At 39.2% G+C, this 13,030-nt stretch carries 9 protein-coding genes and 1 other annotated feature; of the genes, 5 read left to right on the top strand and 4 right to left on the bottom strand.

Translation table 11 applies throughout. The annotated features are described in order from the left end of the window. Positions 1 to 75: 75 nt before the first annotated feature. Positions 76 to 1,260: a methionine gamma-lyase gene (gene megL / locus ABES03_RS01680; RefSeq protein WP_430114598.1), complete on the bottom strand. Its 1,185-nt coding sequence runs from the start codon at positions 1,258 to 1,260 to the stop codon at positions 76 to 78. Between the two features lie 99 nt (positions 1,261 to 1,359). Continuing rightward, positions 1,360 to 2,763, bottom strand: a complete 1,404-nt coding sequence (locus ABES03_RS01675) for a diguanylate cyclase domain-containing protein (RefSeq protein WP_430114595.1) — start codon at positions 2,761 to 2,763, stop codon at positions 1,360 to 1,362. Between the two features lie 400 nt (positions 2,764 to 3,163). Between ABES03_RS01675 and rpsD the strand changes: the two genes are divergently transcribed. Further along, positions 3,164 to 3,766, top strand: coding sequence for a 30S ribosomal protein S4 (gene rpsD / locus ABES03_RS01670; RefSeq protein ID WP_430114592.1), 603 nt, complete (start codon positions 3,164 to 3,166; stop codon positions 3,764 to 3,766). Between the two features lie 92 nt (positions 3,767 to 3,858). On the opposite strand, the gene tyrS is transcribed toward rpsD, so the two are convergent. Beyond that, a complete protein-coding gene (gene tyrS / locus ABES03_RS01665) occupies positions 3,859 to 5,115 on the bottom strand; it encodes a tyrosine--tRNA ligase (RefSeq protein ID WP_430114591.1) in 1,257 nt (418 codons plus the stop codon). Between the two features lie 41 nt (positions 5,116 to 5,156). After that, positions 5,157 to 5,379, bottom strand: a binding site (T-box leader). On the opposite strand from tyrS, the gene ABES03_RS01660 reads away from it, so the two are divergent. Then, complete coding sequence (locus ABES03_RS01660) at positions 5,380 to 8,301, top strand: transglycosylase domain-containing protein (protein ID WP_430114600.1); 2,922 nt, start codon at positions 5,380 to 5,382, stop codon at positions 8,299 to 8,301. It abuts the feature before it with no gap. Between the two features lie 228 nt (positions 8,302 to 8,529). Here ABES03_RS01660 and acsA read toward each other — a convergent pair whose 3' ends face one another. Further along, a complete protein-coding gene (acsA, locus tag ABES03_RS01655) occupies positions 8,530 to 10,248 on the bottom strand; it encodes an acetate--CoA ligase (protein ID WP_430114589.1) in 1,719 nt (572 codons plus the stop codon). Between the two features lie 226 nt (positions 10,249 to 10,474). Between acsA and ABES03_RS01650 the strand changes: the two genes are divergently transcribed. Genes ABES03_RS01650 through ABES03_RS01640 form a run of 3 tightly spaced genes read left to right on the top strand, consistent with a single transcriptional unit; the run spans position 10,475 to position 12,972 of the window. Further along, positions 10,475 to 11,107, top strand: coding sequence for a GNAT family N-acetyltransferase (locus ABES03_RS01650; protein WP_430114588.1), 633 nt, complete (start codon positions 10,475 to 10,477; stop codon positions 11,105 to 11,107). A 39-nt stretch (positions 11,108 to 11,146) separates the two neighbouring features. Beyond that, positions 11,147 to 11,794, top strand: coding sequence for an acetoin utilization AcuB family protein (locus ABES03_RS01645; RefSeq protein WP_430114586.1), 648 nt, complete (start codon positions 11,147 to 11,149; stop codon positions 11,792 to 11,794). Next, a complete protein-coding gene (locus ABES03_RS01640; RefSeq protein ID WP_430114584.1) occupies positions 11,791 to 12,972 on the top strand; it encodes an acetoin utilization protein AcuC in 1,182 nt (393 codons plus the stop codon). The genes ABES03_RS01645 and ABES03_RS01640 overlap by 4 nt, the downstream gene beginning before the upstream one ends. Positions 12,973 to 13,030: the final 58 nt, after the last annotated feature.

Below are 13,030 nucleotides of genomic sequence, written 5' to 3'. Positions count from 1 at the left end.
CTAGTTCAGTTATCCACACTAGGACCTTTTTATAATTTTTTAAACAAAAACAAAAACTCGCTAAGGCGAGTTTTTTTAGATTTTATCAAATGCCTGCTCTAAATCCTCTTTAATATCTTCCCAGGCTTCAAGGCCCACTGAAAGACGAAGCAAGGTTTGATCAATCCCCATTTTTAACCGCTCCTCGTCCGGAACAACAGCATGTGTCATTGTAGCCGGATGTTGAATTAATGTCTCTGCATCTCCAAGACTTACCGCAATTTTGATTAAGTTGAGCTGATTCATAAACATTTGAGCCGTTTCCTTCGTTCCCTTAATCGAAAATGATATAAGTCCCCCTGGTTTTTTCATTTGTTTTTTCATTATTGCGTAATCGGGGTGCTCTGAATCCCCAGGATAATAAATAGCATCTACCTTTGGATGTTGTTTAAGAAATTCAAATAGAAAAGTTGTATTTTCACAATGGCGATCCATCCGTATCGGAAGCGATTTTAACCCCCTTAATAAAAGCCACGCATCGAATGGCGAGATAATTCCCCCTATATCCTTTTGCGTTGTCCTTGAAATTTGGTTAATAATCTCTCTTCCTCCAACAACGATTCCAGCAATAACATCGCCATGTCCACAAATATATTTTGTTGCACTGTGAATGACAATATCGCAGCCATTTGTAATTGGAGTTTGTAAATAAGGAGAGCAAAACGTATTGTCCACTATTATTGGAATCCCCTTTTCTTTCGCTACATCTGCAACCATTTGAAGATCAACCAGCTTCATAGTTGGGTTAATGGGAGTCTCGATATAGATACAGGCTGTATTTGGTTTGATTTGATTTTCAATGGTCTCTCTTTTATCCATTAATGAAAAATCATGTTCAATATGATATTTCTCCTGTAATAATTCGAGTAATCCAAATGTACAACCATAAACACCCTGAGAGCATAGAATGTGGTCACCCGATTTTGTTAAAGCAATTAACACTGCACTCACGGCCGCCATGCCTGACGAAAAAGCTAAAGCGGCTTCCCCCTTTTCAAGTGCAGCCATTCTGTCTTCCAGAATTTTTGCGGTGGGATTCCCTAATCTTGAATAAATATATCCCTCTTCTTTCCCGGCAAACCTTTTTTCCCCTTGCTCGGCACTCTCAAAGGTAAAGGTGGATGTTTGATATAACGGGGGAACTAAGCTTCCTTGATGTTCTTCGGGATGATAGCCAAAATGAATGACTTCTGTTTCAAACCGCGGTTTTTTATCTTTCAATATGGACTCCTCCTAATTGTAAGCGCTACCATTATTTCTTATAGAATATGATGAATAGGGCAAAATCGTTAAGAGGCTGAATCTGCCATGATGCAGCCCCTAACTTGCCTTACTATTATCACTTTGTGTAACTACTTTGTTTTTCCCTGTCCCTTTTGCATGATACAAAGCTTCATCTGCTCTTTTAAACAGATATTGATACGTATCAGGTTCTTCCCTATTCCAATAAGAAACACCACATGACACAGTAATGTGTGGATTAGAATTCTCAGATACCTTTTTCACTAATCTTTCAGCGATAGCCGCTCCCGCCGCTAAAGGAACTTTGGGAAGATAGATGGCGAGTTCTTCTCCGCCCCAGCGTGCCCCCACATCATTCCCCCTGATATTTCCTTTAATGAAATTTGCGACTTGAATGAGTATTTCATCGCCTATTTGATGACCGTAGGTATCATTAATTTTCTTGAAATTATCAATATCAATAAGTATAAAAGTGCCTTCGTTATCTTTATTCATTGAAGACTGGATTTTTTCATCTAAAAATTTACGTGAATGGAGCTTTGTCAGATGATCTGTGGTAACTAATTTTTTAAGTTCCTCTCTCAACATGGAGTTGGTTAGGGAAAGTGATAAATGATGTACTAATGTCTGAAGAAGTTGAAATGTCTCAAAAGAAAAGAAATAGGGTTTTTCATGCATGATTATCGAAAACCCTTTTAAATTCTTACCAAGTACTAATGGTACAACAATTATAGAATGAAAGCATGTACTCGGATTGGCAAGTGGAAGACTAATATCCCCAAATAATAGTGGAGCATTTTCTTTATTTAATTTTCCTTTTATGTAATCTATATAGGTTTGAGCAGTTGTTAAAAAAAAGAAGGGTGTGGAACCAGGGAGTATTTTGACCTTGGCTATCTCAGTAGAGCCTAAAAAGAAACCAACCTCTTGTGCATTAAAGGAAGATTTAATTTGTTCTACCATAAATGACAATGTATCAGCTAATGGCAGGTTAGAATTCAAACGATAGGAAGTTTCGTTAATTAATTGAAGCTCTAAGATGGTCTTTCTTGACTGCTGATAGTGGTGGGCATTTTCGAGAGCCGCTCCTGCACTTTCTGCCAACAAGGTCATAAATTCCACTTCTTTAGTCGGAATATCCTGAGAATTAGGTGCAATAATCTGTAACACCCCATAAACCCCCTGCTTGCCTTTTAAAGGTGCATAAAGAATGGTACTCTTTTCCGTATGAGAAAACTCATATTGAACAATACCAGATAAATATGCATTTGTTGCTACAATATTTTCACTATCATATTCCAGGTCAATGACTGGGAGGTCGCTATGTTTGTAGGTAGTCTGTGACAATAACAGGAAATATGAAAAGTTTGGATATTCTTCTTTAAGAATAACCAATAGTTCGCTCAGTAGACCTTCTTCATCTAAAAACGAATGTAGCTTTTCTGCTATTTCATATAATTTTCTAAAATCAACTATATCCAAAATATTAAATCTCCTCATTATCAAAAATCCCAAATATATACATCGCACCCTAATTATAGTTAAAATACGTAAGCAATTGATATACTTTTTTTGAATAATTTATTAATTTTTTTTACGATTCTGTTTGAATGTCATTCCTCGAACTCTGGGTTAACAAAAATATACTTGACTTTAGAGGAATAAAAATAATATAATACTCTTTGTGTAAAATATTGCAGCCTATGTGAACACTTGAATAGTCTCATTTTGTTCCTCATGAGAGTTTTTGTTCTTTCATTTGATGGTGTATCTTGTAACCCTTAGCTGCTAGGGCGAAGGTGCATGAAAACAAAATGGCTATCAAAGAGTCTCATACCGGTTTTTATTTTACCAAAATAAAAACACTAAGGAGGAGTCATTCATGGCTCGATATACTGGCCCAAGCTGGAAATTATCTCGTCGTCTTGGAATCTCTCTAAGCGGCACAGGTAAAGAATTAGAAAAGCGTCCTTACGCTCCTGGACAACATGGTCCAAACCAACGCAAAAAGATTTCTGAATACGGATTACAATTACAAGAGAAGCAAAAGCTTCGTCACATGTATGGTGTTAACGAGCGCCAATTCCGTACTCTTTTCGTAAAAGCTGGCAAATTAGCTGGTATTCACGGTGAAAACTTCATGGCGTTATTAGAATCACGTCTTGATAACGTTGTTTACCGTTTAGGTCTTGCTCGCACTCGTCGTGCAGCTCGCCAATTAGTTAACCACGGTCATATCCTAGTTAATGGATCACGCGTAGATATCCCATCTTACCGTGTAACTGCTGGTCAAACTATCAGCGTTCGTGAAAAGTCACGCAACCTTGATGTTCTTAAAGAAGCAATCGAAGTGAACAACTTCGTACCTGATTTCTTAACATTTGATGCTGACAAATTAGAAGGTACTTTCACTCGCTTACCTGAGCGTTCTGAATTACCTGCTGAAATTAACGAATCTCTTATCGTTGAGTTCTACTCTCGTTAATAGTAAAAAAATCCTCATACCATTGGTATGGGGATTTTTTTTATATTTCTCCTCAAGAAAAAGGGCTCTGATTCATCAAAGCCCTTTACCTATTAATAATTAATTAATGTGTATTTCTTTTTCCCTCTTCTAATAATCGTAAACTGGCCTTCCATTCGATCAGTTTCCTGAAGGACATAGGCCGTGTCAGTAACCTTTTCACCGTTTACAGTAACAGCTCCATTGGCGATATCTTCACGCGCTTGACGCTTGGAAGGAGAAATTTTTGCAGCAACTAGTAATTCCACTAGATTTCCATCCGATTCACTTGCAGTAAAGGAAGGAACATCTTTAAAGCCTTGCTTAATTTCAGCAGCAGAAAGGTTTTTCACATCCCCGCTGAATAAAGCTTGAGAAATCTTAATGGCCTGCTGTAGAGATTCCTCTCCATGGATCAGACGAGTCATTTCTTCTGCTAATGCCTTTTGTGCTTTACGAAGATGCGGCTCTTCTTGAACACTTTGTTCTAATTGTTCAATTTCTTCGTGTGTAAGGAACGTAAAAATCTTTAAGTATCTAACAACATCCGCATCTGCTGTGTTGATCCAGAATTGGTAGAATTCATATGGTGTTGTTTTTTCTGGGTCTAACCATACTGCCCCGCTTTCTGTTTTACCGAATTTTGTACCATCTGATTTTGTAACAAGAGGAATAGTTAAACCGAAAGCTTTTGTATCTTCCGTATGTGTTTTACGAATTAACTCCAAACCTGAAGTAATGTTGCCCCATTGGTCACTTCCGCCAATTTGTAACTTACAATTATGATGATCGTACAAATGATTGAAGTCCATTGCCTGTAATATTGTATAAGTAAATTCGGTAAATGAAATACCTGTTTCAAGTCGTGAAGCAATCGTGTCTTTAGCAAGCATGTAATTTACACCAATATGCTTACCAATGTCACGCAAGAATGTAACTACATCCATTTTACCTGCCCAATCATAGTTATTAACCATGATCGCCCCATTTTCGCCTTCAAATTCGAAAATAGTTTCAAGCTGTTTTTTTATTCCCGCCACGTTGTCTTGAACCGTTTCAAGAGTTAAAAGCTTTCGCTCCTCACTTTTTCCACTAGGGTCGCCAATTAGACCTGTAGCGCCGCCAACTAGGACAATTGGACGATGACCGTGCTGCTGAAATCTTCTTAAGGTTAAAAACGGAAGTAAATGACCGATATGCATACTGTCAGCTGTAGGGTCAACTCCACAATATAAAGAAATACTTTCCTTAACTAATAAATCCTTTAAACCTTCTTCATCCGTTTGCTGGTAGACGATGCCTCTCCAGGCTAAATCCTGCAATAAATCCATTCCAATCCCCTCCATTAAAAAATAAAAACGCCCCTGCAAAATGCAGGGACGTAAAAATACGCGGTACCACCCAGCTTGAGGACATACTATTCCTCCAACTTGAAAACAATAACGGTTTTAACCGTTCTCCATTACTAAACAGTCTGTTCACAGAGAAAGCTCGAGGAGGTAATTCATTCTTCTATTTGTGTCAACTTGCACCACCGCTGACTCTCTAGAAACAGGGATAGAAGAACTACAGTTGGTTCCCTTCAAAGCTTTTTTATTAAAATTAACTATAGCTTTTTTTATCACATTTCAAGTAACATGTCAAACATCCACTGGAAATTTCAGAAAAATGTAGAAGGTTGTCAGTTTTTATACCTTCTATATGCTATAATGTATGTGATTTTAGATGAGGTGATGCTATTGATGAATGAAAAAATGCAAGCCTGGATGGAAAAAGCAAAGTCCATACTCAACTTGTTTACCCATAAAAAAACGGTAAAAAGTGCAAGAATTACTTATCAAGTAGTTTGGAACCTTTTTCTCCTTGTGATGACGGTTGTCATTCTTGGAGGTTCATTTGCAACAGGTGTAGGAGCTGGGTATTTTGCCTCCCTTGTGAAAGATGAACCGGTCCGTTCTTATGAGAGTATGAAAAAGGATATTTATAATTACACGGAGACATCTGATTTATACTATGCTGATAATGTTTACCTCGGCAGACTTCGCAGTGACCTTATACGCGAAGAAGTAAAGTTGGATCAAGTTTCAGAAAATTTAATTAATGCTGTAGTCGCGACTGAAGATGAATACTTCTATAAGCATAATGGGGTTGTTCCCAAGGCCGTTTTCCGTGCTCTTTTCCAGGAAGTAACGAATTCTTCTGTTCAATCAGGTGGAAGTACCTTAACACAGCAATTAATTAAGAACCAACTTTTAACCAATGAGGTATCCTTCCAACGGAAAGCTAATGAAATTCTACTTGCACTCCGTTTAGAGAAATTTTTCGACAAAAAGGAAATCCTTGAGGCTTATCTTAATGTTTCTACATTTGGAAGAAATGCTTCTGCACAAAACATAGCTGGTGTTCAGGCAGCAGCAAAAGGAATTTTTGGCGTAAAGGCAAGTGAGTTAACTCTCCCACAAGCAGCGTTCATTGCCGGCCTGCCTCAAAGTCCATTTGGTTATACTCCATTTACAAGGGATGACAATGGAACACCGGTTTTAAAGAATAATCTAGAACCAGGTCTTACACGGATGAAAACAGTTTTAAAAAGAATGTATGACGGTGGTTACATAGATGGAAAACAGTATGCCGAGGCATCATCCTATGATATTAGAAAGGATTTTCTCAAACCTACTGTATATTCTCATACAAATACTTTTCTTACAGATGAAATTGAAAAACGTTCTGTTGAGGTCCTTACTACTGTACTAGCAAAGAAAGACGGCTACACAGAAAAAGAATTAAAAAATGATGACCAGCTATTATACAAATATAAAACATTAGCAAGCCGAGATTTACACCAAAATGGATATGAAATTCACACAACCATCAACAAAGATATATATGATGCCATGCAAAAGGTAAAGGATAATTATAAAAACTTCGGCCCTGCTAAAGCACAGGAAAAAAAGGATCCTGAAACAGGTGAAATAAAAACCGTGATGGAGCCTGTAGAAGTCGGCGCCGAATTAATCGAAAATAAAACCGGTAGGATTATCAGCTTTGTTGCCGGAAGAAACTATGAAAACCAACAAATGAATCATGCCACAACTGCTCTACGGCCTAATGCCTCTACCATGAAACCGCTGCTTGTCTATGGACCAGCGATTGAATTGGGAAAAGCAGCACCTGGAACGCCAATACCAAATGTTGCGTTGAATTTTATTCCAGGTAGAAGTAAGCCTTGGCCACAAAACTACGACTACCGCTACAGTGGGATTGTGTCAGCACGTTATGCACTTGCGAAATCGTATAACGTTCCAGCGGTTAAGGTATATTCCGAAATTGTTCATCAAAACCCAGCGAAATATTTGGAAAAAATGGGTTTTACTTCACTAACAAAGGATGATCATACAAACCTGTCAGCTGCTATCGGTTCCATTTATGGTGTTACGGTTGAGGAAAATACAAATGCGTTTAGCACATTTGCTAACGGTGGGAAGTTCATCGATGCCTATATGATTGATAAAATCGTAGATAAAAGCGGCAAAGTGATTTATCAGCACGATGTAACACCTGTCGATGTTTTCAAACCACAAACCGCTTATTTAACACTTGATATGATGCGCGATGTTATCAAAATGGGAACCGCAGCTGGAATTAATAGCAAATTAAATTTCAGAGCAGATTGGGCTGGTAAAACAGGAACAGGTAATGAATATAAGGATTCATGGTTCGTTGCCACCAACCCTAATATTACCTTCGGTATATGGACAGGGTACGATACGCCAAAATCATTAAAGATTTCAGGCATGTCGTATAGTCAACGAACAAATAATCTTTGGGCTGAATTAATGAATGCAGCCTATAAAATTAAACCTGATTTGATTAATCCTAAAGAGTCATTCCAAATGCCTAGTGGTATCGTTAAACGTTCTTATTGTGCGGTTTCCGGCATGCTTCCCTCATCTGCTTGTTCGAAGGCTGGTCTGATCGAAAGTGATTACTTTAATGTGAATGATGTGCCAACGAAAGTGGACGATAGCTTAGTTGAAGGAAATTATGTTACCATCAGCGGCAAAAAGTATTTAGCATTGGATTCCACTCCAAAGGAATTCGCTCAATATGGCTTAATATTAAACCCGGACTTTATTACTCGTATGGTTGGTAAAACATTTAAAGACTATAGCCAGCTCATTCCACAAAAGGATCGTTGGGGTAAAATTCTTGTACCTACAGCCAAAATGGTGGATAACGGAAAAAGACCTAATGCTGTTAACTTAAGTATTTCCGGTAATACATTATCTTGGTCTCCCTCAGGAGACAATGATGTGGTCGGCTACCGAGTATATCAAGGTGGGCTGTTATCGACCAAAGTAGCTAGTATTATTAACGGCTCAAGTCTTTCCTACACGGTAGGAAATGGTTCATTTTATGTAACAGCAGTAGATATAGCCGGTAATGAATCCGCTCCGTCTAATCTAGTTGAGGTGGGTGCCACAGTTCCTGCACCAACAGAAACGCCCACACCATAAAGAACAAAGGGCGGAAGCGCCTCGTTCAGCCCCGACAGGCAAATGTTCTTCGGCGGGAAAAGTCCGCATTTAGACTTTTCGTGCCGAAGGTTATTTGACCCAGAGGGGCTAGGCGCTGGAGCTAGATTCAGATAACAAATCCAATTACCCACACTAGTACTTTTTGTAATTTCCTAGTGTACAATAAGAAAAAACCCGCACCGAATGCCGGTGCGGGTTTTGTTTCTATTAATCTTCCATAGTTGAAAGGTCGCCTGTTGGCAAATTAAGCTCCCACGCCTTTAATACGCGTCGCATAATCTTACCACTTCTTGTTTTTGGAAGTTTATCTCTGAAATCAATTTCTCTTGGTGCAGCATGGGCTGCTAGACCTTTTTTGACAAATTGCCTAATTTCCTCTTTTAGCTCTTCAGAAGCCTCAAAGCCGTCACGTAGCGCAACAAACGCTTTAATAATTTCTCCACGTACAGGGTCAGGTTTACCAATTACGCCTGCTTCTGCTACTGCTGGGTGTTCCACAAGCTTGCTTTCCACTTCAAATGGTCCTACACGCTCTCCTGATGTCATAATCACATCATCCACCCTACCTTGGAACCAGAAATAGCCATCCTCATCCATATAAGCAGAATCTCCGGATACGTACCAGTCACCTGGCATAAAGTAGGATTCAAATTTCTCAGGATTATTCCAAATGGTGTGCATCATTGAAGGCCAGCCCTTTTTAATGGCCAGATTGCCCATTCGATATGGCGGCAATTCGTTTCCTTGATTATCGACTATTGCTGCCTGCACGCCCGGAATCGGCTTACCCATTGATCCAGGTTTAATTTTCATACATGGATAGTTACTGATCAGTTGCGCACCTGTTTCCGTCATCCACCAGTTATCATGAATGCGATGGTTAAATACCTTTACACCCCATTTGACCACTTCTGGGTTCAATGGTTCTCCCACACTGAGAATATGACGCAGGCTGCTTAAATCAAATTTCTTTACAAGTTCATCTCCCGCACCCATTAACATTCGGAAGGCAGTAGGGGCACTGTACCAAACGGTAACCCCAAAGTCTTCAATCATTTGATACCAGGTTTCAGGGCTAAAACGTCCTCCGACAATGACATTAGACGTTCCCGTTAACCACGGTCCAAAAATACCATAAGACGTTCCTGTTACCCAGCCTGGATCTGCAGTACACCAGTAAACATCATCCTCTTTTAAATCAAGAACCCACTTTGCCGTTTGATAATGCTGAATCATTGCATTATGTACATGCAATACCCCTTTAGGTTTTCCGGTTGAACCTGATGTATAGTGCAAAATTAAGCCATCTGTTCTGTCTACCCATTCGATCTTAAGTTCCTTACTTGCCTTCTCAAATTTTCCAAGGAAGTCAATGGATCTGCCCTGTTCCTCCACATTTTTTCCAACAAGGAAAATATGCTTTAAGGCAGGTAAATCTTCCACAGGTACACGATCCAATAATTCTGGTGTAGTTACAAGAACTTTAGCTTCACTATCCTGCAGGCGATCACGAACTGCGCCTTCCATAAAGGCTTCAAATAAAGGACCAACGATGGCTCCAAGCTTAATAGCACCAAGAACAGTGAAGTAAAGCTCTGGAGAACGAGGCATAAAAATAAATACACGGTCTCCTTTTTCTACATCCCCATAACTCTTTAACACATTTCCAGCTTTGTTTGAGAGATCCTTCATTTCTTTAAACGTATACTTTTCATTGCGAAAACCGTCTCGATAGTAAAGAGCAATTTTATTTTTTCGGAAGGTCTTTGCATGGCGGTCAATGGCCTCATATGCCAAGTTAACAAGTCCTGTTTCACTCCAAGAGAATGCCTTTTCTGTTTCTTTCCAGTCAAATTGTTTGTACATTTCATCATAATTACTTAGATTATGGTCTCCTTGTACAACTGGCAGCGCTTCCACTTTCATTACTATCTCCCCCTCTTGCTTTATAGAGATTATTATAGTACAAATAGGAACTATTCACAATTTTTTAAATATTATTATTCATAAATAATTGATTTAAAACTATGTTGATTGGAGTGGAAGGCGCGAAGACTCCTGTATAAAACAGAAAATTTAGTGAAACCGCTTTCTCTTACTAGATTTTATGTATAATAGAATTAACTAACGATTTTTTAAGGTAGGTGACCTTATGGAACACAAGAAAACATACAATGCAAAAGAATTGAAAACACCTCATGGGAATTTAATTATTGAAGGCCCAATTCCATCTGATAAATTAGCAGGTTATGAATTTCACGAAGACCTTGTTGCTTTTCGTCCTCCAATACAACAGCATAAAGCTTTAGTGGGTATTGCCAATCTTCCAGAAGGTAGAATTATTATTGCCAGATATCAGCACACCATTGTTGGTTACGTTACTTATTTATATCCAGATCCACTCGAAAGATGGTCTGAAGGGAAAATGGATAATTTAATTGAATTGGGTGCCATCGAGGTAATTCCACAATTTAGAGGCTGCTCTGTAGGAAAAAACCTGTTAATCGTTTCCATGATGGATGATGCAATGGAAGATTATATTACGATCACTACAGAGTACTATTGGCATTGGGATCTAAAAGGGACCAAGCTAAATGTGTGGGATTATCGAAAAGTAATGGAAAAAATGATGAATGCCGGTGGGCTTGAATGGTATGCGACGGATGATCCGGAAATTTGCTCCCATCCAGCTAACTGTCTCATGGCTCGAATGGGCAAGAGAGTCGATATGGAATCCATCCAAAAATTTGACCGTCTTCGGTTTATGAACCGGTTTATGTATTAAATATTAGCTGAAATTCACTTGAGACCTGAGGTGATTGATATGATAGTGGAAGAAATTATGAAAACAGATGTTGCCACACTTTTACCAACTGACACCATTGCTGATGCGATGAAATTAATGGAAACAAAAAAAATACGCCATATACCTGTCATTGATAATCAAAGACATTTAATGGGGTTAGTCACTGTCGCTAAAATAAGGGAAGCAACTCCCTCCATTTTTCATGCGAATGAGCATCCCGAAGATCTGAAAAAGCCGCTTGAGACGATTATGGAGCGAGATATGATTACAGGGCATCCACTGGATTTCGTTGAAGAAGTGGCTGGCCTATTTTATGAACATAAAATCAGTTGTATCCCCATCATTAATGACCGTAAACTAGTGGGAATCGTAACAGAAACGGATTTACTCCGAACCTTGGTTGAATTAACAGGGGCCCATCAGCCGGGGTCTCAAATCGAAATAAAAGTTCCAAATCTCGCTGGTATCCTTAGCGACATTACAAATGTGATTAAAAATCGAAAGGCTAACATTTTGAGTGTTCTTGTTTATCCAGACAAGACCGATGAACATTTTAAAATCCTGGTCATTAGAGTTCAGACAATGAATCCAACAGCCCTTATTCAGGATCTTAAGCTAGCCGGGCATCATGTACTATGGCCGAACCTCCCGGGGATTTCCATATGAGTGATCGGTGTTCCTTTGTATTCTCAGAAGAACTGTTGAATTATAAATTCAGCAGTCATCATCCTTTTAACCAATTTAGGCTGAAACTAACCGTTGACTTGTTGGAGAAGATGAATGCGTTAGATCCTGAGCATATCATCCCCCCTAAGATGGCAACGGATGAAGAGTTAGCCCTTATACATGATCGAAGTTACATAGAAGCGGTTAAGAAAGCAGGACAAGGAGAACTTCCAAAAGAAATCGCTGAAAATTATGGATTAGGTACAGAAGACACACCCATATTCCCGAACATGCATGAGGCCAGTGCCTTATTAGTAGGCGGTACCTTAGCCGCAGTCGACCAGGTCATGACAGGTAAGTCTCTCCATGCGCTTCACCTTGGAGGTGGTTTACACCATGGGTTCCGTGGAAAAGCGTCTGGATTTTGTGTTTATAATGATAGTTCGGTTGCAATTAAATACCTTCAAGAAAAATATCATGCACGTGTTTTATATGTAGATACAGATGCCCACCATGGGGATGGTGTCCAATGGTCCTTTTACGACGACCCCAATGTTTGCACCCTTTCCATTCATGAAACCGGACGATATTTATTTCCAGGTACCGGAAATATCAATGAAAGAGGACAGGGACCGGGTTATGGGTATTCTTTTAACATACCTGTCGATGCTTTTACAGAAGATGATTCCTGGCTCCACGCCTATACAAACTCCATAAAAGAGGTGGCTGAATTTTTTAAGCCTGATGTAATACTCACTCAAAATGGAGCTGATTCACATTATTTTGATCCGTTAACGCACTTATCGGCAACGATGAAAATTTATCGTGAAATCCCAAAGATTGCTCATGAAATTGCTCATCAATACTGCAATGGAAAATGGATTGCAGTAGGTGGCGGTGGGTATGACATTTGGCGGGTGGTTCCAAGAGCATGGGCACTCATCTGGCTCGAGATGACAGAAAACTCAAATTGTTCAGGGAATCTACCCGATGCATGGATTGAACAGTGGCAAAAAGAGTCTCCCGTTGGTTTACCGAAGGAATGGGACGACCCTGACAACTTATATACACCCATCCCAAGAAAAGCGGAGATTACAGAAAAGAATGTGATTACGTTAGAAAAAGCTCTATACCCTATTCGTAATCATCAAAAAAGTCAAAAGGGCCTGCCATCTTAATGGCAAGCCCTTATTTCATAATAAGAAAGTATAAAATGCGACTTCGAGAATTGTCCAG

Origin of the sequence: Neobacillus rhizosphaerae (assembly GCF_050477885.1) — a bacterium.
GTDB lineage: Bacteria > Bacillota > Bacilli > Bacillales > Cytobacillaceae > Neobacillus > Neobacillus rhizosphaerae_A.
This window is presented reverse-complemented; position numbering and strand designations above follow the sequence as displayed.

What these genes read in the sequence shown, in the direction of transcription:
- acsA (WP_430114589.1), bottom strand. Translation starts at nt 10,248, where the DNA reads ATGAAAGTGGAAGCGCTGCCAGTTGTACAAGGAGACCATAATCTAAGT.
- ABES03_RS01650 (WP_430114588.1), top strand. Translation starts at nt 10,475, where the DNA reads ATGGAACACAAGAAAACATACAATGCAAAAGAATTGAAAACACCTCAT.
- tyrS (WP_430114591.1), bottom strand. Translation starts at nt 5,115, where the DNA reads ATGGATTTATTGCAGGATTTAGCCTGGAGAGGCATCGTCTACCAGCAA.
- rpsD (WP_430114592.1), top strand. Translation starts at nt 3,164, where the DNA reads ATGGCTCGATATACTGGCCCAAGCTGGAAATTATCTCGTCGTCTTGGA.
- ABES03_RS01640 (WP_430114584.1), top strand. Translation starts at nt 11,791, where the DNA reads ATGAGTGATCGGTGTTCCTTTGTATTCTCAGAAGAACTGTTGAATTAT.
- ABES03_RS01645 (WP_430114586.1), top strand. Translation starts at nt 11,147, where the DNA reads ATGATAGTGGAAGAAATTATGAAAACAGATGTTGCCACACTTTTACCA.